Genomic DNA, 20,898 nt, shown 5'->3' on the forward strand with positions numbered 1-20,898 from the left:
CCGTAGGGCGGCGCACAGAGACGGCAGCAGGGCCCGCAGACCCTGCTGTCGTCGGTCGTTACAGCTTGTAGGTGAAGCCTGCCATCAGGTTCGCCGGCTCGCCGTACATGTTGAAGGTGCTGGTGGAGCCGACCCGGTAGAAGTACTCCCGGTCGAGCAGGTTGTAGAGGTTCAGGGTCGCCTGCATCCTGTCGTTGATCTCGTAACGCACCGCCGCATCGAACAGGGCATAGCCCCCCTGATGGGTCTCGACCCCCTTCTGGTTGAAGCCGTAGTCGCTCACCGCCGTCATGCCTGCCCCGAGGTGCAGCCCCTGCACCCAGTTGGCCAGGTGGTAGTCGGTCCAGAGTGAGAGGGCGTGACGGGGGATAGTGTCGAATTTCGGGTTGTGATCCCCGGCCTTCTCCTCGATGTCGGTGAAGGTATAGCCGGCCATCACCATCCAGTTCTGGCTGAGATAGCCGCTCGCCTCCAGCTCCACCCCTTGTGTCTCCACCTTGCCGGTCGCCCAGTAGGTGTTGGTGATGGCAATGCCCTGATCGTCGTAGGCCTGGGCCGCGATGTTGTCGTCCTTCATCAGGAAGAGGGTCGCCCGGGTGTTGAGCAGGCCGTCACGCAGCGAGGACTTGATGCCGGTCTCCCACTGGCTGCCCTCCCGGGGCTTGAGCAGGTTGCCGCTCTCGTCCTGGCTGGTCTGGGGCTTGAACACCTTGGAGTAGCTGGCATACCAGGCGTGTTCGTCGCTCAGGTCATAGACGGCCCCCGCGTAGGGGGTGAGCTTGCCGTTGAACGCACTGGACTCGCCGCTCTGGGCTCCGGAACTCAGGGTCGTGCTGACGGCATCCAGATCGTACCAGGAGACGCGGGCCCCGGTGATCACCGCCAGCGGCTCCAGCAGACGCCAGGTCACCTTGCCATACAGACCGAGCTCCGACTGCTCCTCATGGTCATTCTTGGTGTAGCTGTAGTCCGGCTTGGCGACCCGGGTCGGGTCGAAATCGAACACATTGATCTTGCCGAGGTTGCGGTTGGTGTAGGTCTGGATGTCCGACTCGTAGCGCTTGTAGTCGGAGCCCAGCACAAACTCGCTCTTGTGCCCCAACAGATCGAACATCTGACTGTAGTTGGCATCGAAGGCCATGTTCTTCTGCTGGTTCCCCTGGCCGTTGAACATCAGCCCGGTGTTGCCCGCCGCGTCCACGGGGCCGTTGGTGAAGGTCTGCTCCAGCCGCATGTCGTGATCCATGTAGCGGGCCGAGACCTGACCCACCCCGCCGTTGGCAAAGGCGTGTTGCAGCGAGGCCCCCACATCCGTGGTGTCGGCGTCGAAGAAGTCTTCAGCCGACCCCAGGTAGGTGCTGCGGCCGATGTCGAGCAGGGAGCCGTCCTTGTACGCCGGCAGGCCGTTGGTGGGCAGGATGTCCTTGGTCTGGTGCAGGGCGTAGACGGAGAGCCGGGTGCGATCCGAGAGATCGAACTCCAGGGTGCCGTAGTAGGTACCGTTGTCGTTGTTGTTGTAGTCCACCTGGTTCTTGATGTCGGCGTTGGCCACCACGACGCGGCCGCGCAGGGAACCCTCGTCGTTGAGTGCGCCCCCCATGTCCGCCTCCAGGTAATGCCTGTCCCAGCTGCCATAGCGCGCCGTGACCGAGCCCTTGAAGGCGTCGGTCGGACGCTTGAGCACCATGTTGATCACGCCCCCCAGCTCGCTGGTGCTGTTGAAGAGGCCGGAGGGGCCGCGCATGATCTCCACCCGATCCACCGCCGCCAGCGACGGCAGGGTGCCGTACTTGCTCTGCATGGGCGATGGCAGACCGTTGAGGTTCACCTCGTCGTATTCATAGCCGCGGGAGAAGATGGAGGAGCGACCGCTGTCGTTGACCAGGGTGCGCAGACCCGGCGTGTACTTGGCCAGATCGTCCACCGCCACGAAGTTGCGCTCCTCGATGTAGTCGTTGGTCAACACGGTGATCGACTGGGGGATGTCTTTGAGGGCCGCCGGCGTCTTGGTGCCGACGGTGGCCGAGTCGACCCCATAGCCTCCCGTCTCCTCCGACGGCGACATCCCGTAGAGTGGATTGCCATAGACGACCAGGGTTTCGTCCGGCTTGATGTCCGGTGTGTGTGCCCCTGCCGGGGCGGCAACGGTGACGGCCAGAGCGGCAGAGATGGCCAGAGCCAGCGGGCTTCGCGCTTTATCCTTCAAGACAACCATAGTAAGAGTGACCCCAAGATAGAGATGATAATCATTTTCATTTAATTTTCCGGGGGCTAATATATCACTCCATCTTCCGCCGCAGTTTTGCGGTGTGGTCATTTCACTCTTCGACATGGTCAAATTGCACATGACTGACACAGTGGCAAGGGACACCAGCGCACGCCAGCGAGGCCGCTTCACCGGCAGGGTGGAGAACCTGGTGATCCAGGAGGGTCTTCGCTTTCACAACAAGGACATCGTTCACAAGGCAGACTTCGCCACCGAGCGGGAGTTGCCGCCGCAGTTGATCATCGCCATTCCCCTCGAGAGCCGGGCCCTGATGACCTATGGCGCCACTCACAGGCTCAAGGGGTGCCGCTTCCACGAGTCCGACCCCATAGTGGCAACCGCCATCCTCTATACCGAGCCCGACATCGTGCAGGGGGCGGCCAAAGCCCAGGTGCGCAGCCGCAGCATCGTCCTCTCCCTGGACCACACCTGGCTCGCCCACAATCTGGCACAGGCGCATCGCAAGGCTTTCGCACAGACCTTCAGCCGCCATCTGAGCCGCGTCGACTGGACCCTGCCCGCTGCCCTTGGACAGATTGCGGAAGCGCTCAATCTCACCAGCAGCCAGAACGCCTCCGAGATGCTGATGCGCAAGGCCTTTGCCCTCAGTGTCTGGGAGAGCCTGATGACCAACCTCCAGCAGGCCGCCTCCCCCTGTTGCCAGCGCCAGAACGAGCAACCGACGCGCCTCAAGATGCTGCTCAGAGATGAAAAAGTGGACGAGATGACCCTGACCGAGATCGCGGCCACCCTCGGCATGAGCGTCTCCACCTTGCAGCGAGCCGCAAAAAAAGAGCTGGGCATGAGCCTGCAGCGCTACCTTCGCCAGCGAAAGCTGCAAGAAGCGCGGGCCAGGCTGGAGGCGCGCAGCCTCTCTCTGCAAGGGGCCGCCGCCCACGCCGGCTATGACCATGTGGCCAATTTCATCACGGCGTTTAGAAAGCAGTTCGGCTTCTCGCCGACGCGGATCGCCAGACAGGGTAAAGAGCAGGAACAGGCGCCCTCTGCAACGCCTTGAGCCTCCTTGTTCATGCGCAATACATCTTTGCTCTGGGATAGTAGGCACCACGCAGGTGGGGTGGCGCTTGAAATCAGCGCTCGTCATCCACACATTCAGTGCATACAATGCGTTAACGAAGCACAACTGGTCGCTTCACCCCGGAAATCAAGAGGACATCAAGATGGATACCCGTTCTATCTACACTGGCACCCAGGGTGCCGTGCGCGACACCAACAAGGTGCTGCGCAACACCTACATGCTGCTCTCCCTCACTCTTGGCTTCTCAGCCGTGGTAGCCGGGGTAGCAACCGTCATGAACATGCCGCCCCTGCACTGGGCCGTGTTCCTCATCGGTGTCTACGGCCTGATGTTCCTGACCGAGAAGAACCGTGACAACGGCATGGGGCTGGTGTTCACCTTCGCCCTGACCGGCCTGCTGGGCTATAGCCTCGGCCCCATCATCAACATGTACATGAACAACGGCGGCGGCGAGATCGTGATGACGGCGCTGGGCGGTACTGCGCTCACCTTCTTCGGCCTGTCTGCCTATGCCCTGACCACCAAGCGGGATCTCTCCTTCCTCGGCGGCATGCTGTTCGTCGGGTTCTGGGTACTGCTGGTTGCCATGGTCGCCAACATCTTCCTGCAGATGAGCGCCCTGAGCCTGGCCCTGTCCGCCATGTTCATGCTCTTCTCCTCCGGCGCCATCCTGCTGACCACCCAGCAGATCGTGCGCGGCGGCGAGACCAACTACATCTCTGCCACCGTCACCCTGTATGTCTCCATCTACAACATCTTCCTGAGCCTGCTGAGCCTGCTTGGCGGCAACCGCAACTGATGGATGCTTGATATGCACAAGACCCCGCTTCGGCGGGGTTTTTATTGACGCCCATTTCTGTCAGGATAAGTTGCAAATCAAGGATATGAAGCGAAGTGGCCCTGATCCAAATCAGGGCCGTTTCGTTATCGACAGGTTATGCTGTCGCTTTCGTTTCGCTCAAGGGTTGCCTTCATCCCATGCCCATGGACTTCTCAGGTTTATTGCGCCGTCTGCTGACCGACAGCCACATCGATTTCACCTCGTTCAAGGGTGGTGCCTAGCATGCCGATGGATTTTTCCGGCCTGCTGCGCCGGCTGCTGACAGACAGCCACATCTATTTCGCCCTCAAGGTCCTGCTCGCCATCGCGGGACTGCTCGCCTTCGCGCTGGCTACCGGTGACATCCAGCTCACCGTGCTGCTCTCCCTCGGGGTGGTGGCCGGCGCCATCGCCGAGACCGACGACAGCCTCTGGGGCAGGGTCAAGAACCTCGCCATGACCCTGCTCTGCTTCCTGTTTGCCTCATTGTGCGTGCAGTATCTCTTCCCCACTCTTTGGCTCTTTGCCATCGGGCTCGCGGGCTCCACCTTTATCTTCGTCATGGTGGGTGCCCTCGGCCAACGCTACGCCACCATCAGCTTTGGTTCCCTGCTGATTGCCATCTACACCATGCTGGGGGCTGCCAAGGCGCCGGATCTCTTCTATCAGCCGCTTGCCCTGTGCGCCGGGGCCCTCTGGTACGGCCTGGTGTCCCTGGTCTGGCTCTGGCTGCTGCCCTACAAGACCCTGCACGAGCAACTGGCCCAGAGCTACTTCGCCCTCGCCCGCTACTTGCAGGAGAAATCCCGCTTCTTCCCGGCCGACGAACACGGCGCCCAGGCCATCCGCCACAATCTGGCCCAGCTCAACATCAACCTGGTCAATGCCCTGAACCAGGCCAAGACGGCGCTCAATGCCCGTCTTCATGCCCCCGGCCGCCACGGGGTTGCCCCCGAGCTTGCGGGCCTGCTGCGCCTATACCTGCTTGCCCTGGAGATCCAGGAGCGGGCCACCTCCAGCCACTACCCCTACAGCAAGCTGGAAGCGGAGCTCAAGCAGGGCATCGTCCTCGACGGCTTCCAGGAGGTGCTGTCACAGCTTGCCGACGCCTGTCAGCAGCTTGGCTACGCCATCCTGGTGCACAAGCCCTACACCCACCACAAACGCATTCACTGGACCCTGGAGGCCCTCGGCGATCAGCTGGAGTTCACCCACCTCAAGCAGCACTACCCCAAGACCCTGCTGACACCGATGAAGTTCCTGCGTCGCAACCTGGCCAGCATCAACCAGTTGCTGCAAAGCGCCGAAGATCTGCAAAACCCCGCCGCGCCGCCCACCAGCCTGCCTCCCCTGGCACGGCCGGTCGCCCTGCCCTTGCTGGCATTGCTCAGGCAGCACCTGACCCCGAACTCCATGGTGTTTCGCCATGCCCTGCGGCTCTCCCTCGGGCTGGTAGTGGGCTATGGCATTCTGCAGGCGTTTCACCTGGACAAGGGGTACTGGATCCTGCTCACCGTATTGTTCGTCTGCCAGCCGAGCTACAGCGCCACCCGCCGTCGTCTGGTGCAGCGGATGCTCGGCACCTTCGCCGGTATCCTCATCGGCGTGCCCGTGCTCTGGTTCTTCCCCGAGCTGCACCTGCAACTGGGGATCATGGGGCTTGCCGCCTTCCTGTTCTTCACCCAGGTACGCAGCAACTACAGCGCCGCCGTCTGCTTCATCACCCTCTACGTGCTGATGGCGTTCAACCTGCTGGATGGCATCGGCTTCGCCATCCTCGGACCCCGGCTGCTCGATACCCTGCTCGGCTGCCTGCTCTCCTACGCCCTGGTGGCCTGGCTCTGGCCCGACTGGCAATACAAGCGGTTGCCGACCCTTATCGCCAACTCCCTGTCCGCCAATGCGAAGTACCTCTCGGCGGTACTCGCCAGCCTGCATCGCCAACGGGATGAATCCCTGGACTACCGGGTGGCCCGCAAGTGTGCCCACCTCGCCGACAGCGAGCTGGCCATGGCCTGGCAGAGCATGCTGGTGGAGCCGAGCAAACGCCGCCGCTTCCTGGATCTCTGTTTCACTCTCACCTGGCGCAACCATGCCCTGCTCTCCTATATCTCGGCGCTTGGGGCCCATCGCGACAAACTCGAGCCCATCGAGGGGCTGGAGGAGATAAGCCGCCACATCAGCCAGACCCTGGAGCAGGCCGCCGGTCACCTGGCGGGGGAGATGCCGACGCCGCTCGCGGGAGCCTGTCCGGCCATCGCTCCGGAGAGCAGCGAGGAGCAGCTGATGCTGAGCCAGCAGCTCACCCTCATCAGCCAGTTGGCAGACGAGCTGCTGATGCTGGCCAACGACGGCCAGTTGCTGACAGGTCAGGGTCGAACCTAGCCGGACATAGCCGCCGGGCCTGTCCCGCCCGAGGCAGGCGCCAAGCGCCGCCCCGGTTGCCGGACGGGACGCAAGGCGCTACCATGCCCGCCCCATTGAGATAGCCTTTTCGAGGAAGCGTCATGTCCGAGGCACATCATTTGCAGTTCAACGGCCAACTCATCGAGACCGATGCCCAGGGCTATCTGCGCCACAGCGAGCAATGGAGCGAGGCGCTGGCCCTGGTGCTGGCCGAGAAAGAGGGGATAGTGCTGGAGGATCCGCACTGGGAAGTGGTGCGTTTCGTACGGGCCTTCTATCTGGAGTTCAACACCTCCCCCGCCATCCGCGCCCTGGTCAAGGCAATGGAAAAGCAGTATGGCCCGGAGAAGGGCAACAGCCGCTACCTCTACAAGTTGTTCCCGGAAGGCCCCGCCAAGCAGGCCACCAAGATCGCAGGCCTCCCCAAGCCGGTGAAGTGCATCTAGGCCTCCTCGGCAGCCCGATAGCCCGATAGCCACACTGCCTCCCCCGTGTTGGACACAAAAAAAGACCGCGCCCATGTTGCCATGAGGCGCGGTCTTTTCATTTCATCATGCTGTCAGGGGTTGTAGGCCACCACGGAGCCGCTCAAGCCCGTCATCTGGCTGATCCGGCTCTGCATGCCCTGCAACTTGGCCTTGGAGACATCCGGCCCGATGAAGACCCGGTTGATCTGCCCCTGCACCGGGGTTCTCGGCGACGTCTGGGCCGAGTAGCCCGCCGCCCTCAGCTTGCTCACCAGGGCATTGACGCTGTCTGCATTCTTGAAGGCGCCGAGCTGCAGGATCCAGCTCCCCTGAGCCGGGGCTGCTGCCGCCGGTGCCGTAGTCGGCTGGGCCATCTTGCTCGCGATGAGATCATCCATGGTCTTGATCTGGCCCGCCTGTGGCTTGGCCTCCACCGGTTTTTGCACCTCTACCGGCTTGGTTGGCACCGGCTTGGGTTTGGGCTGCTCCACCGGTTTCTTGGCGATCACTTCCGGCTTGGGCTCGGGTTTGGGCTGGGGCTTGGGTTGCGCCACGGCCTGTACCGGCTGCTGCTGGGTGATGGGAGCCTGACTGGCTCCCGCTGGATTGGCTCCCCCCTGATTGGCCAGGGTCACGGTATCGCCAATCTCCTCTACCTGCCACTGGGTCGCGGCAGAGGCCTGCTGCTGACTCGCCAGATGCTCGGCCGGCAGGGTGCTCGCCGCCGAGACCTGAAGCGCAGGTTTGGCGGGCTCGAGCTCCGGACGCAGGGGGATCTTGGCGAAGGCCTCGTCCTTCTGCTCCAGCTTGTTGCCGTCCATCAGGTCCGGCAGAAAGATGACCACCAGGGCGACCAGGATGACGGTCCCCACCAATCTGTTTTGAAACTTCGAAGCCAAGTTAATTTCCACCCATGTTACTTAGGATCCATTGCAATCTTGCACACTTCGCAAAGAACGCCTCCCCTCACGCCGGCTGGCGAAGCCGGGTCCCTCGCCACCCACTTGGCCTGAAAGGGGATTATCCAGTGCAAAACCCGGCCCGTCGTCACGTTGACGGAGCCAGGGGAGCGAACGGCTCAGACCGAGCCCAGAGCCAGCACGTCGGCGACAGTGTAAAACGAGCCGAACACAATGACCATATCGTCAGGACTCGATGTGGCCAAGGCGGCGCCGTAGGCATCCCCCACGCTGGCAAAGGTGAGCGCCGCGCCCCGGCCGCTGCCAAAGGCCGTCGCCAACTGGTCGGCCGTGGCCGCGCGCGGGCCGTGGAGGCTTGCCAGGAACCACTCGTCAATCAGACCGTCAAGCTCGGCCAGCGACCCCGCCATGTCCTTGTCCTTGAGCATGCCAACCACGGCGCGGCGCTTGCCCTTGCCGGGGCGCTGGCGCAGCTGGCTGGCGAGATAGGCCGCAGAGTGGGGATTGTGGGCCACGTCGACGATGACCAGCGGCGAGGTTTGCAACTGCTGCATCCGGCCAGCCAGGCGGGCATTGGCCAGGCCGTCGCGGATGGCGGACTCCGCCAATGGCAGACCGAGGGACTCCAGGGCCGCCAGCACGGTGACCGCATTCATCAGCGGCAGGGCCGGTTTGGGCAATCCCGACCAGTGGTGCAGGCCGTGATAATCCCAGTCACCTTCATGCTCGTCACCACGAAAATCGATGCCGACCTGACGCAGGCAGGCGCCGAGGCGCGCCGCTTCGCTGGCGATGGTCGACGGCGGATTGGGCTCCCCGCTGATGGCGGGTTTACCTTTGCGATAGACGCCAGCTTTCTCCACCGCCACCGCCTCCCGGGTATCCCCGAGCCAGTCGCAGTGATCCAGGGCAATGGAGGTGATCAGGGCGACGTCCGATTCCACCACATTGGTGGCGTCGAGCCGCCCCCCCAGCCCCACTTCCAGCAAGAGCACATCGGGCGCGGCGCGTCGAAACAGCCACAGACCCGCCAGGGTGGCGAACTCGAAGAAGGTGAGGGCGATGTCGCCCCGGGCGGCTTCCACCTCGGCAAAGGCCGCGCAGTGATCGCCATCGGCCAGCTCCTGGCCATTGACGCGCACCCGCTCGGTAAAGCGCAGCAGATGGGGGGAGGAGTAGACACCGACCCGGTAGCCGGCGGCCATCAGGATGCTGGCCGCCATGGCGCAAGAGGAGCCCTTGCCGTTGGTGCCCGCCACCGTGATCACCTTGAACGGCAGTTCGGTGAGGCCCATGCGGCGGGCAACCGTGCCGACCCGCTCCAGCCCCATGTCGATGTTGGCCGGGTGGATCTGCTCCAAATAAGAAAGCCAGTCGACCAGCGACCGGCTTTGGGATTGTTGCATGTGTGAACTCATCTTCAGTCTTCGATGACCTGAGTGTTCATCAGCTTGGCCAGCAGACCGGCCAGACGGTTGCGCATTTCGCGCCTGTCGATGATGAGATCGATTGCGCCCTTCTCCAGCAGGAACTCGGAGCGCTGGAAGCCTTCCGGCAGTTTCTCGCGCACGGTCTGCTCGATGACGCGGGGGCCGGCAAAGCCGATCAGCGCCTTGGGTTCGCCTACGTTGATGTCACCCAGCATGGCCAGACTCGCGGAGACGCCACCCATGGTGGGGTCGGTCAGCACGGAGATGAAGGGCAGGCCCGCCTTGGTGAGGCGATCTAGGGCCGCACTGGTCTTGGCCATCTGCATCAGGGAGAACAGGGCTTCCTGCATCCGCGCACCACCGGAGGTGGAGAAGCAGACCAGACCGCGGCCCTCCTTGATGCTCTCCTCGACGGCGCGCACGAAGCGGGCACCGACCACGGAGGACATGGAGCCCCCGATGAAGGAGAACTCGAATGAACAGGCGACGGCCGGTACCCCCTTGAGGGTCCCCTTCATCACCACCAGCGCATCCTTCTCGCCCGTCTCTTTCTGGGCGGCAGACAAACGATCCTTGTAGCGCTTGGAATCCTTGAATTTCAGGATGTCTTGCGGCTCCAGCTCGGCCGCGACTTCGCTGCGTCCCTCTGCGTCGAGGAAGCTCTCGAGACGGGCACGTGCGCTGATGCGCATATGATGGTCACACTTGGGGCACACTTCGAGATTGCGCTCCAGCTCTGCCCGGTAGAGCACCTGTTCGCAAGCAGTACACTTGGTCCACACCCCTTCCGGAATGTTGTGACGACGCGGTGTGGTGATCTTGCTCTTGGGAAGGATCTTCTCAAGCCAGCTCATGGAATTCCTTAATGCATTTGTGCCTGACAAAACACATCGAGCCTTGATTGTTCAATGACTTAACGGCTCGATGGCAATAAACGACGGATCATTAAACCACAAATTTTCGGGCCCAGTTACTAAAAACTGGTCGTACCCGGTGCCGAGTCCGGCAGCCACAGCGGGCCGAGGGGCGGCCGGGGCAACCCGAATTCGGCCGGGTAATCGACATCCACCAGATAGAGGCCGCCCGCCTTGGCGGTCGGGCCCGCCAGGTTGCGATCCTTCGCCGCCAGCACCTCGGCAATCCACTCCACCGGTTGAAGCCCCTGCCCCACCAGCAGCAGGGAGCCGGTGATGTTGCGCACCATGTGATGCAGGAAGGCGTTGGCCTTGATGTCGAGCACGATGTAGGGGCCGGAACGGCTGACACACAGGTGGGTCACATTGCGCCAGGGAGTGTTGGACTGGCAGGCGACGGCCCGGAAGGTGCTGAAGTCATGCTCCCCCAGCAGGCTCTGGCCGGCCTTATGCATCAGATCCGCATCAATGGTTTCGTGGTAGTGACTGACGCCACTGCCGAGGATGGCCGGCCGGTAGTTGTGGTTGTAGATGACGTAGCGGTAGCGACGGGCGGTGGCGCTGAAGCGGGCATGGAAATGCTCGTCCACCTCCCTGACCCAGCGCACGGCGATGTCAGGGGGCAGGTTGGAGTTGAGCCCCAGGGTCCAGGCGCCTTCTGCGCGGTTCGACTCGGTATCGAAGTGGATCACCTGGCCGGTGGCATGCACCCCCGCATCGGTGCGACCGGCACACTGGATGGAGACGGGGTGGTTGGCGATGCGGCTGAGGGCTTTTTCCAGCTCCTCCTGAACGCTGATCACTTCGCGCTGGCGCTGCCAGCCGAAGTACCGGCTGCCGTCATATTCAATACCAAGGGCAATTCGCATGGGTAACGGTGTCTTCTGATGAAAGGATGCAGTGAAAGAAACGGGGCGGATTATACGCGCTCGGGCTCAAAAGTCCCAGACCGGGCGAGGCCGCGGTGCGGGGCCCCCAAAGCGAGAGGGCAGCCCGCGGGCTGCCCTCTCTGGTGCATGGATGACAAGGGCCTGCCTAGCCCAGGCGCTTGAGCAGCTTCTGCGCCTCGCTGCGCTGGTGCTCGCTGCCCTGGGCCACCGCCTCTTCCAGCAGCTCACGGGCGCTCTCCTTGTCGTCGATCTCGAGGTAGGCCCGGGCCAGATCCAACTTGGCCCCCACCCCACCGTCATCGGCATCCACATCAAAGCCGTTGGACTCCGGCAGCACCTCGGGGAAACCGTCCAGCCCCACATCCAGGGAGAAGCCCTGATAGGGTTCCTGCTCCGTGCTGCTGGCATCGGCATCGGCCAGCAGCTTGTCGATTTCAACGAAGTCGCTGTCTTGCACCTGCTCGCGGGGTTTCACCTCCCCCTGATGGGACTCCACCTCGGCGAAGGCATCCTCGAAGTCCGCCAGGGCCAGCTCGCTGGGATCCCACTCGGACGCCGCCGGCTTGGTGGGCTCCAGCCCGAGCTCGGCCAGCATGTCGTCCACATCGTCCTTGCCAAACCCCGTCTCGTCGATGTGCGGCGCCTTGGCGGCAAGCTCATCGTCGGTCGGCTCGCCAAACCCGGTCTCTAGATCGCTCAGATCGAAGTTGGCCAGTGTCTCGTCACGCTGGCTGCGACTCTCCTCCTGTGCCTGGGCCAGATCCGCTTCCAGATCCGCGTCCAGCTCGGCAAACAGGGCGGCCTGCAGCTCCTCTTCGGTCATGATCTCGTCATGACCACGGGCAGAGGAGGCGGGCTCGTCGGAGAGATCGAGTTCCGGCACCACGGGCAGATCGAAGTCCCCCTCGTGGGCCAGATCCAGCTCGGGCACCAGATCCGGATCCCGGTTCGCCGTCGTCACCGCAGGCTCCACATCAAAAGCGGAGAGCGCCGTCTCGTCATCCCGGAAGATGACATCGGCGGCAGCACTGGCGCCATCTTGCTTCCTGATCACTTCCGGCTCGTTGAGATCCGGCATGCCATGGAGGGGCTCGTCATCCGCGATGCCCACCGTCATCAACTGATCAAACTCGCTGTTCTCGTCTCCCATGACCATGGAGGTCGACTCGGAGAGGCTCTTCTCCTGCTCTTCCAGCTCGCGGCGAGCACGAGCACGCAGCCAGAGCGTGACCAGGGCAAGCACCAGGAGTACCGGCAGCAGGATGATCATGGCGAGATTGAGCGGCGAAGAGAGCAGCTCCATCAGCCAGCTCTGTTTGGGCACAGGCGCCACCACGGGAGGCGTCGGATTGGCCTTGAGTTCCGCCACCTCTTTTTGTAGGGCGGTCTGATCCTGCAACTGGGCCTTGAGGGTCTCCACCTCTTCGGTCAGGGCTTGCAAGCGCAGCTTGAGCCTGTGGTTCATCTCGGTGACCTGGCCGAGCTGGGCGTTGGCATCTTCCAGGGCCAGCGCCATCTCGGTGGAAGGTTTGCCCACCGCAGTGGCGGGCAGGGGCGCCGGCGCCGTGCTGGCGGCGCTGCTCGCAGCACCGCTCACCACCACGGGAGTGGAGACGACCGCTTTGGTGGTCTCCTTCACCTCGGGGGCAGGAGCCGTCGCCTTGGGTGCCGCCGGGATCGGCGCCGCCTTGGGCGGTGTATTCTTGGCCACCACAGCCGGCTTGGCCGGAGCAGGCTTGCTCACCACCGGCTGGGCGACGTGGGATTGCTTGTTGGCCAGGTATTTGGGGCTCAGCCCCTTCCAGCTCGCGTTGTCGCTGTTGAAGCGACGGCGTGCTTCGGCATCCGTGATGCGCCCCGCCTCTGCGGCGGTGGGCAGCAGGATGTGGGAACCCACCAGAATATGGTTGATGTTGCCGTCTGCGAAGCTTCGGGGGTTCTTGTCATAGATGGCCACCATGGTCTGGTAGACGCTTACCCGGTTGGACGGGCGATGCTTGCTCGCCAGACTCCAGAGGGTATCGGTGGGACGCACGGGACCATAACTGCCAGCCGACGCAGCAGGCACCTGACGCACGATGGGCTCGGCTCTGGGCAGGGTGACGGGCGCCACGGGCTGGGCCCGGGGCTCTGGTTGCACCGCGGGGGGCGGTGAGCCATCCGGTCCCTTGAGTTCGACAAAGAAGGGTTCTCGCGCCCCCTCTTCGGCCTGAACCGTGCCCAGAAGCCCCAATGCGAGTAGCGTTGCCAGCGTTATGCGGGAATGTCCCATATTCGTTCCTTCGTATGACGGCCCTATCACATTGAAAAATCTGGATAGTTACCCCAAAACAATCGGCTCAATATAAATCAGGCGCCGGTCTCAAGCCAGCGATCCGACATATTTCGCGCCCGGCGGCGACCAGAAAGCAGCCCCAGACGCGAACCAGAGTGTAGAAAAAAACCTAGTCCACTGATATCACACGGTATTCCAAAAACCGGAGAGTGGGTTCCCGGTCACATCCCGGGGCCAGGGCGCCCACATCAAGGCGGGGTTCCCTCCCCGCCCGGGGCCGACATCCGGCCTCAGAGGTAGTCGCGTACCAGCAGTTCGGCAATCTGCACGCTGTTGGTCGCCGCGCCCTTACGAACGTTATCGGCCACGATCCACATATTGATACCACTCGGATGAGAAATATCCTGGCGCACCCGCCCGACCATCACATCATCCTGGCCGGTGGCATCGCGCACCGGGGTCGGGTAGTCCCCTTCATCATCAAACAGGGTGACGCCCGGGGCATTGCGCAACAGATCCTTGACCTGCTCGGCGTCCAGCGGCTGGTGCAGCTCCACATGGACCGCCTCGGCGTGACCATAGAAGACCGGTACCCGCACGCAGGTAGGGTTCACGGCGATGCTGGCATCCCCCAGGATCTTCTGGGTCTCCCACACCATCTTCATCTCTTCCCGGGTGTAGCCGTTATCGGTGAAAGCATCGATCTGCGGGATCAGGTTGAAGGCGATCTGCTGCGGATAGAGGGTCGGCTCCACCGGGCGGCCGTTGAGCAGGTGGGCGGTCTGGCCCGCCAGCTCGCTCACCCCTTCCTTGCCGGAGCCGGAAACGGATTGGTAGGTCGCCACGTTGATGCGACTGATGCCTACCTCATCGTGCAGGGGCTTGAGGGCCACCAGCATCTGGATGGTGGAGCAGTTGGGGTTGGCGATGATGTTGCGGTTGCGAAAATCGGCCAGCGCGTCCGGGTTCACTTCCGGAATGACCAGGGGAATGTCCTCGTCGTAGCGGAAGCAGGAGGTGTTGTCGATGACGATGCAGCCATGCTCGGCGGCGATGGGCGCCCATTTGGCCGAGACCTCTGCACCGGCGGAGAAGAGTGCGATCTCCACCTGGCTCCAGTCAAAGGCCTCCACGTCAAGGATGTCGACGTTCTTGCCGCCAAAGCGCACCGTGTCCCCAGCGCTGCGACTGGAGGCGAGCGGATAGAGGGTCGCTACCGGGAAGGCGCGTTCCTCCAGGAGCTCGATCATGGCCTGACCCACGGCGCCGCTCGCGCCCAATACCGCTACGTTGAATTGCTGACTCACTGTTGTCTCTCCTGTGATGCTGCCCGTCGGGGCCGGGCATGAGGGCCCCGGCTGGCACGTGTATCGGTTTGATGACAGGCCCGCCATGATGCCGGGCCGGGGGGAGGCGCCGCCTGGGCAAGCCCCTCCCCTTGTTGAAATCGGGTTTATTGCTCCGAGACGGCAAAGCCCAGTCGGGCCAGTCTGTCGTCGGCGAAGGGCCCTTTCAGTTGCAGGGCGCCCAATTCGCGCCGCTCGGGGTAGCGCTTGCGCTGCTCATCGAAGCTGCCGGGCAGCCCGATCCGGTTGCGAAAACGGGCGTCGTCCCGGCGCACGTCATAAACAAGGTGGACAAGCTGCTTGATGAGCGCCTGATCCGCCGGCTGCCCCGGCGTCAGCTCGCGCACCTCGGGGGCAGGCAGCAGGGATTGCAGATCCTGGCGCGGGGTGCGCCCCAGTTGCCGGCACAGCGCCTCATAGAGCATCCAGGTGCCACGGGCCTTGCCTTCCAGGCTGTAACCGGCGATGTGCGGGGTGGCCAGCTCGGTATGGGGCACCAGTTCCTTGAGGGGCTCCGGCTCTCCTTCCCACACGTCCATCACCAGCCGCAGGGGATGGGGCCCCTGCTGGCGGACAAGCAGGGCACGGTTGTCCCACACCTCGCCGCGGGATGCGTTGATGAGGATCTGCCCGGCCGGACGCTCGGCGATCTCCTCAGCTCCCAGCAGGTGGAAGGTGGCCTCATCCCCTTCACGAAGATAGGGGACATGGAAGCTGACGATGTCGGCATCCAGGGCAGTGCGGTAATCCACGAAGTCGCCAGCGGCGCCGCTACGGGCCAGGGGCGGGTCGCAGCGCAGCACCTTCATCCCGAGCGCCTCGGCCTTGCCGGCCACGCTCTCGCCGGTGTTGCCGGCGCCGATGACGGCGAGGCTCATCTCGCTCAAGATCAGCTCATGGCGTTCCGCCAGAACCAGCAAGGCGGAGAGCACGTAGTCCCCCACCGACACCTTGTTGCAGCCGGGGGCGCTGAAGAAGGGGATGCCCCGCGCCGCCAGCAGCCCCTGATCGATGTGATCCGTGCCGATGGTGGCCGTGCCGACAAACCCCAGCCTGGGGCAACTCGCCAGGAGCGCTTCGTTGACCCGGGTCACGGAGCGCACCAGCAGCACATCCGCCTCTTGCAGATCCGCGGCCTTTATTTCTCGTCCCAGCAGGGGAACCACTTCACCAAATTCCGCAAACAGCTCCACCGCATGGGGCATATTTTCATCAACGACGATCTTCATCGGCACGCATCTCGTCCACAAGGGCCACAGGCGCGCCATTCTAGCCCAAACGCGGCGGATTTTCAGAGGCTTGTTGGCAGACCGCTCTGTGGCCATCTTTCCGCCTTCTGGCCTCAGGTGCGGGCACGATGCCCGGCAGCATCATATGTAACAGCCTGTTGCCCTCGCCCCCTTCGCCTTGACCAGAGCAACCTGACTGGCACAATGACGCCTCTTTTTAGCCGCTCGCGCCACCGAACCGGACCCCTTGATGCCGACTCACTCCTCTTCGTTGCCACGCCGCAAGGTGCTTCATTTCAATGCCCTCCTGCTCCTTCCCCTGCTGCTGCTCGTCTGCCTGCCCTGGCAGCCGTTCATGACCCAGGCCCTGCAATCGGGCTGGCTATGGTGGCCCTACGCCCTCACCCGCATGGTGGACTTGCCGGGGCTGGTCTTCACCATCGCCGCCCTGCTGCTGCTCACAAGACACAAGCTGACGCTGGACGGTCGCGCCTTATTGGCGCTGGCTGGCGCCCTCTTTGTCGTGCTGGCGAGCGACTGGGTCATCAAGAGCCTCATCAAGCTGCTGACCGAGGAGCCCAGGCCCTACCTCATCTGGCTGGAGAGCCAGGAGCTGATCCCCGCCATCCGCCAGTTCTATGGGGGAAGCCAGGCCCTTCGCAGCGAACAGGTCCACGCCGCGACCCAGTTGCTGGCGCTGCCCGCCTGGCTCGGTCAGCACTGGCAGGCAGAGGTCAACTACGCCTTTCCCTCCGGTCACAGCATCGCCGCCATGAGCCTCGCCCAGTTCTTCGGCCTGATCTGGCTGGCCCGGGCTCCCGCCGGGGCCTGGCTGCTGCCACTCTGGGCCATCGGGATCGGCCTCTCGCGCACCCTTATCGGCATGCACTGGCCCCTGGATGTGCTGGCAAGCGCCCTGCTTGGCAGCCTCACCGCCCTCCTGGCCGCCCGCTGGTGGTTGCGCCACTACTGACCTCCAATAAAAAACGGGCACCTGGGTGCCCGTTTTTATCGCTTGTACGCCACTCACCCCTTCTGCTGCCAGCCCTCGGGATACTTGTAGCCGACGAAGCGCTTGGCGGCATAAGCCTTGAATTCAGGGGAGTTGTAGGCGGCCGCCACATTCTTGGCGAACGGCTTGCCCGCATCGGCGCTCTTTACCACCACCCAGTTGATGAAGTCATAGCTGCGCTCGAGGAAGAGGCCGGAGCTGAACGGGATCCCGCTTGAGGCGGCAAAGTTGCCGTTGATGACGGAGAAATCCACATCCTCACGGGAGCGCGGCAGCTGCGCCGCCTCCAGCAGCACCAGCTTGAGGTTGTGGGGGTTCTTCACCACGTCGAACTCGCTCGCCTTGAGGGGATTGATCCCCTCCTTGAGGCTCAGCCAGCCCAGATCCTGCAACATCAGCAGTGCCCGGGCCTGGTTGGTGGGATCGTTCGGGATGGCGACCGTGCTTCCCTCTTTCACCGCCTTCAGATCCCCCAGCTTGCCGGCGTAGAGCCCCATGGGGCCGGTCGGCACCTGGGTGATGGGCGCCAGAGAGAGACCCCGGTCTTTGGCGAAGCTCTCCAGATAGGGCTTGTGCTGGAAGCAGTTGACGTCAAGCGACCCGTCCGCCAGGGCGATGTTGGGGGTCACGTAATCGGTGAACTCCACCAGTTTGACCTTGTAGCCCTTGGCTTCGAGCTGCGGCTTGATAGAGTCGGTGACCATGTCGGCAAAGTCGCCAACCGTGGTGCCGATGACGATCTCTTTCTTCGCCTCATCGATGGCAAAGGCAGACAGCGGCAGGCTGCTGGCGAGCAACGCCAGGGCGGAAAGGGTGAAGAAGGAACGACGTTGCATAAATACTCCCTGTCAACATGATCATCAAAACGGTGAGCGGTCGGGGGCGCGAACATGCAGTCAGCGCACAACCATCTAGCCATCCAAACGGCTAAATGAGCATACCATAACAGAGCTCGTAGCCTTCGCCAAGCAACAAAACCGGGCAAGCTTGGCCAGCACGATGTAAAGCGCATCCCGCAACTGGATGAAAAATCTTTGACGGAGCACGCAGTTATGCGCCTTGCCCTCTCCCTGCCTGGCGTCAAACTGACTTATTGTGGTCATTCGATACCCATTTCAACGGGTTCCTATGAGGGCCTGATGGGCTGCTCTACACCCAGACAACACAAGGAGTCACCGTGTTCGATCATGTTGAAATCAAGGTGGTGCGTTTTGACTCCTGTCAGCACTTCTACGCCACCGTACTGGCTCCTCTTTTGATAGAACTCAAATGGTCTGATGAGACGGCTGCCGGTTTTGGCCTGATGGGCCGCGATCACGTGGGCTTCCTGATTGAGCGGGGGCAGCAGGGCGCCTCCTGCCATCTCGCATTCAGGGCCGACGACGCGCCCCAGGTGGATGCGTTCCATCACGCGGGGATCAAGGCAGGTTTTGCCTGCAATGGGCTGCCGGGGCTGCGTCCCCACTATGCCCCCAATTACTACGCCGCCTTCCTGCGCGATCCCGATGGCAACAACATCGAGGCGATGACCTACCTTGAATGCCCAGGCACGGCAAGCGAGTGAAGCAGCGCCACTCAGTCAGCCAACGAAAGCCTTCAGGCGAGGCAGTCCGCCACAGACAAGGAGACATTCATGCTTGAGCAAAACACCACCGGCCTGCTGGTCGTCGATATCCAGGGCAAACTGGCCCGTCTGGTCGAGGAGAGCGACACCCTGATTACCAATACCGCCAGGCTGGTGCAAGGGGCCAGGGTGCTGGGGCTGCCGGTTGTCTGGCTGGAGCAGAACCCGGACAAGCTCGGTGCCACCGTGCCCGAATTGCAGTCGCTACAGGCAGGCGATCTTGTGCTGCCCAAATACAGCTTCGGCGCCCTGGGTGAGCCGACGGTGGCGGCCGCGTTGGCCGAGAGCGGGATCGAGCATTGGCTGGTATGTGGCATCGAGACCCATATCTGCGTCTACCAGAGCGTGCTGGGGCTTCTCGCCAGCGGTGCCGGGGTCTCGCTGGTGGTGGATGCGGTGTCGTCCCGCACCCGTGTCAACCGGGATCTCGCCATCGCTCAGCTGGCGGCCCGGGGCGCCGCCCTCACCTCGGTGGAGATGTGCCTCTATGAGCTGATGGGGGATTGCCGCCATCCGGCATTTCGCCAGATCCTCTCCCTGGTGAAATGACCGCCATGATGGACAATATGGCGCCCTTTCTGTTCGCCCTCATCGCCTTCGGGGCGGCACTCATGGTGACGGTGACGGGGATGGCGGCCACCCGTCACTATCTTGCCTGGCTCTGGCTGGGGATAATGCTCTTCTTCGGGCTGTGGTGGACGCTGCTGGGGATGCCGCCGCTCCTTGCCGAACCAGCCCCTCTCTGACCATGCCGCCCGGACGGCTCAGCCCATCAGACGCTCCTGCAGATAGTCGTATCCCCCCTCCTCCCTTGGCACAAAGCTCAGCCTGTGGGTCAGACCAGGGGGCGCATCATCGGCATGATGGGAAACGAACAACAGCTGGGTTCCCTCGCCCACGAGGCGCGCCACCATCTCCCGTACCAGGTGACGGTTGAGGGGATCCAGTCCCTGCAGGGGTTCGTCCAGGATGAGCAGCGGCGGATGTTTGACCAGGGCACGGGCGATCAGCACCAGTCGCTGCTGACCGAAAGAGAGAGAGTGGAAAGGCTGCGCCCCCTGATCGGCCAGCCCCAGCAGGGCCAGCCACTGGTTGGCCAGCGCCAGCTGACGATCCCCCGGCCGGGTATAAAGCCCGATGGAGTCGTAGAAACCGGAGAGGATCACTGTCTGCACCGGGCAGCTGACACGATAGTCCAGATGCAGCGCCGGGCTCACGAGCCCGATATGGCGCTTGATCTCCCAGATGCTCTCGCCGCTGCCCCGCCGCCGTCCGAACAGATGGAGCTCATTGTTGTAACCTTGCGGGTGATCTCCGGTGATGAGGGAGAGCAGGGTCGACTTGCCAGCGCCGTTTGGTCCCACCAGTTGCCAGTGCTCCCCCTCGTCAATGGTCCAGTCGAGCCCGTCGATGATCACCTGATCCCCGTAAGCGATACGCATGGCTTTCATGACGACCCGAGGGCCGGGAGGCAAGGGCTCGGGTGTCGTCAGCGGTGGCGGCAAACGGGGAGACGTGGTTTCGGCGCGAGCCAGCTGGGCCACCTCCTGGCTGCCGAGCACCGCCTCGCGCTCCCCCGCCAGCAGCAGACGACACTCGCCGAGCAGGCCGAGGTGAGTGGCAAAGGGGGGGATCTCATCAAAACGATTGACGATCACCACCAGGCGCAGCCCCTCTGACACCAGGTCGGCCAGCAACATCATCAAAGAAGCCCTGGCCCCCTGATCCAGGCCATCGAAGGGTTCGTCCAGCACCAGCAGCTCGGGTCGCCCCAGCAGGGCCCGGGCCAGCAGCAGCTTGCGCCCCTCCCCGCTCGAGAGGTAGCGATAGGGGCGCTCCCACAGGGATTCAATGCCAAAACGGGCCAGCAGCGCGCGTGCCTCATGCTCCTCGCCCCCCGCCTCCAGCATCAGGGTCGATACCCGATACCCCGCCTCCTCCTCTTCCCCCAGCATGTCGGTATTGCGCCGCTGCCAGTCCAGCTCCCCCAGCTGTTGCTGCGACTCGAACGAGAGTCGCTCGGCCCGGACTCGACCCGATACCGCTCCGGCACGCACGACCAGCTCGCCGCACAGGGCCGACGCCAGCGCCGTCTTGCCGCTGCCGTTGCTGCCGACGAAGGCCCAGCAGGCCTGCGGGGTGAGACAGAGTTCGGGAATAACCAGGGTGTGGTGGCCACGCAGGGCCAGGGTGGCGGATTGCCACTGCAATGAGGTCATAGGATCGTCCTGTGATGGGTGCGGAGCACCTTGCTCTTTCC

18 protein-coding genes are annotated in these 20,898 nt (G+C 63.2%); 8 read left to right on the top strand and 10 right to left on the bottom strand.

Annotated features, from left to right (window positions below):
* Positions 1-58: 58 nt before the first annotated feature.
* On the bottom strand, positions 59-2,215 hold the full coding sequence (locus C2U37_RS22130; protein ID WP_104453071.1) for a TonB-dependent siderophore receptor: 2,157 nt from the start codon (positions 2,213-2,215) through the stop codon (positions 59-61).
* A 130-nt stretch (positions 2,216-2,345) separates the two neighbouring features.
* On the opposite strand from C2U37_RS22130, the gene C2U37_RS22135 reads away from it, so the two are divergent.
* From C2U37_RS22135 to C2U37_RS22150, 4 genes are all read left to right on the top strand, one after another.
* Positions 2,346-3,284 carry a helix-turn-helix transcriptional regulator gene (locus tag C2U37_RS22135; RefSeq protein WP_202395052.1) on the top strand — a complete coding sequence of 313 codons (939 nt, stop codon included), beginning with the start codon at positions 2,346-2,348 and terminating at the stop codon, positions 3,282-3,284.
* A 163-nt stretch (positions 3,285-3,447) separates the two neighbouring features.
* The gene (locus tag C2U37_RS22140) at positions 3,448-4,104 is read left to right on the top strand and encodes a Bax inhibitor-1/YccA family protein (protein ID WP_010675134.1); all 657 of its coding nucleotides are present in this window, start codon (positions 3,448-3,450) and stop codon (positions 4,102-4,104) included.
* Between the two features lie 264 nt (positions 4,105-4,368).
* Positions 4,369-6,510 carry a YccS family putative transporter gene (gene yccS, locus C2U37_RS22145; protein ID WP_104453072.1) on the top strand — a complete coding sequence of 714 codons (2,142 nt, stop codon included), beginning with the start codon at positions 4,369-4,371 and terminating at the stop codon, positions 6,508-6,510.
* 122 nt (positions 6,511-6,632) lie between these two features.
* The gene (locus tag C2U37_RS22150; protein ID WP_029314727.1) at positions 6,633-6,977 is read left to right on the top strand and encodes a TusE/DsrC/DsvC family sulfur relay protein; all 345 of its coding nucleotides are present in this window, start codon (positions 6,633-6,635) and stop codon (positions 6,975-6,977) included.
* 113 nt (positions 6,978-7,090) lie between these two features.
* On the opposite strand, the gene dedD is transcribed toward C2U37_RS22150, so the two are convergent.
* From dedD to C2U37_RS22185, 7 genes are all read right to left on the bottom strand, one after another.
* Positions 7,091-7,897: a cell division protein DedD gene (gene dedD / locus C2U37_RS22155; protein WP_069785214.1), complete on the bottom strand. Its 807-nt coding sequence runs from the start codon at positions 7,895-7,897 to the stop codon at positions 7,091-7,093.
* A gap of 179 nt (positions 7,898-8,076) precedes the next feature.
* The gene (gene folC / locus C2U37_RS22160) at positions 8,077-9,336 is read right to left on the bottom strand and encodes a bifunctional tetrahydrofolate synthase/dihydrofolate synthase (protein WP_199770485.1); all 1,260 of its coding nucleotides are present in this window, start codon (positions 9,334-9,336) and stop codon (positions 8,077-8,079) included.
* A gap of 2 nt (positions 9,337-9,338) precedes the next feature.
* Entirely contained in the window at positions 9,339-10,202 is an 864-nt protein-coding gene (gene accD / locus C2U37_RS22165; RefSeq protein ID WP_104453074.1) for an acetyl-CoA carboxylase, carboxyltransferase subunit beta, read from the bottom strand.
* A gap of 119 nt (positions 10,203-10,321) precedes the next feature.
* On the bottom strand, positions 10,322-11,131 hold the full coding sequence (truA, locus tag C2U37_RS22170; RefSeq protein WP_104453075.1) for a tRNA pseudouridine(38-40) synthase TruA: 810 nt from the start codon (positions 11,129-11,131) through the stop codon (positions 10,322-10,324).
* A gap of 166 nt (positions 11,132-11,297) precedes the next feature.
* A complete protein-coding gene (locus C2U37_RS22175) occupies positions 11,298-13,424 on the bottom strand; it encodes a FimV/HubP family polar landmark protein (protein ID WP_104453076.1) in 2,127 nt (708 codons plus the stop codon).
* Positions 13,425-13,717: 293 nt separating this feature from the next.
* Positions 13,718-14,734, bottom strand: coding sequence for an aspartate-semialdehyde dehydrogenase (locus C2U37_RS22180; RefSeq protein ID WP_104453077.1), 1,017 nt, complete (start codon positions 14,732-14,734; stop codon positions 13,718-13,720).
* A gap of 146 nt (positions 14,735-14,880) precedes the next feature.
* Positions 14,881-16,002, bottom strand: a complete 1,122-nt coding sequence (locus C2U37_RS22185; protein WP_104453078.1) for a 4-phosphoerythronate dehydrogenase — start codon at positions 16,000-16,002, stop codon at positions 14,881-14,883.
* Positions 16,003-16,252: 250 nt separating this feature from the next.
* On the opposite strand from C2U37_RS22185, the gene C2U37_RS22190 reads away from it, so the two are divergent.
* Entirely contained in the window at positions 16,253-16,975 is a 723-nt protein-coding gene (locus C2U37_RS22190; RefSeq protein WP_104453079.1) for a phosphatase PAP2 family protein, read from the top strand.
* 53 nt (positions 16,976-17,028) lie between these two features.
* Here the strand turns inward: C2U37_RS22190 and C2U37_RS22195 are convergent, their stop codons facing one another.
* On the bottom strand, positions 17,029-17,850 hold the full coding sequence (locus tag C2U37_RS22195; protein WP_104453080.1) for a MetQ/NlpA family ABC transporter substrate-binding protein: 822 nt from the start codon (positions 17,848-17,850) through the stop codon (positions 17,029-17,031).
* 341 nt (positions 17,851-18,191) lie between these two features.
* On the opposite strand from C2U37_RS22195, the gene C2U37_RS22205 reads away from it, so the two are divergent.
* The 3 genes from C2U37_RS22205 to C2U37_RS22215 all read left to right on the top strand — a co-directional run bounded on the left by C2U37_RS22205 (position 18,192) and on the right by C2U37_RS22215 (position 19,384).
* The gene (locus C2U37_RS22205; protein ID WP_041214969.1) at positions 18,192-18,578 is read left to right on the top strand and encodes a VOC family protein; all 387 of its coding nucleotides are present in this window, start codon (positions 18,192-18,194) and stop codon (positions 18,576-18,578) included.
* Positions 18,579-18,647: 69 nt separating this feature from the next.
* Complete coding sequence (locus tag C2U37_RS22210; protein ID WP_104453082.1) at positions 18,648-19,187, top strand: hydrolase; 540 nt, start codon at positions 18,648-18,650, stop codon at positions 19,185-19,187.
* Between the two features lie 5 nt (positions 19,188-19,192).
* Positions 19,193-19,384, top strand: a complete 192-nt coding sequence (locus C2U37_RS22215) for a hypothetical protein (RefSeq protein WP_223915819.1) — start codon at positions 19,193-19,195, stop codon at positions 19,382-19,384.
* A gap of 18 nt (positions 19,385-19,402) precedes the next feature.
* Here C2U37_RS22215 and modF read toward each other — a convergent pair whose 3' ends face one another.
* A complete protein-coding gene (gene modF, locus C2U37_RS22220) occupies positions 19,403-20,857 on the bottom strand; it encodes a molybdate ABC transporter ATP-binding protein ModF (protein WP_104453083.1) in 1,455 nt (484 codons plus the stop codon).
* Positions 20,858-20,898 lie beyond the last annotated feature (41 nt).

Origin of the sequence: Aeromonas sp. ASNIH1, from assembly GCF_002934285.1 — a bacterium.
Classification (GTDB): Bacteria; Pseudomonadota; Gammaproteobacteria; order Enterobacterales; family Aeromonadaceae; genus Aeromonas; species Aeromonas caviae.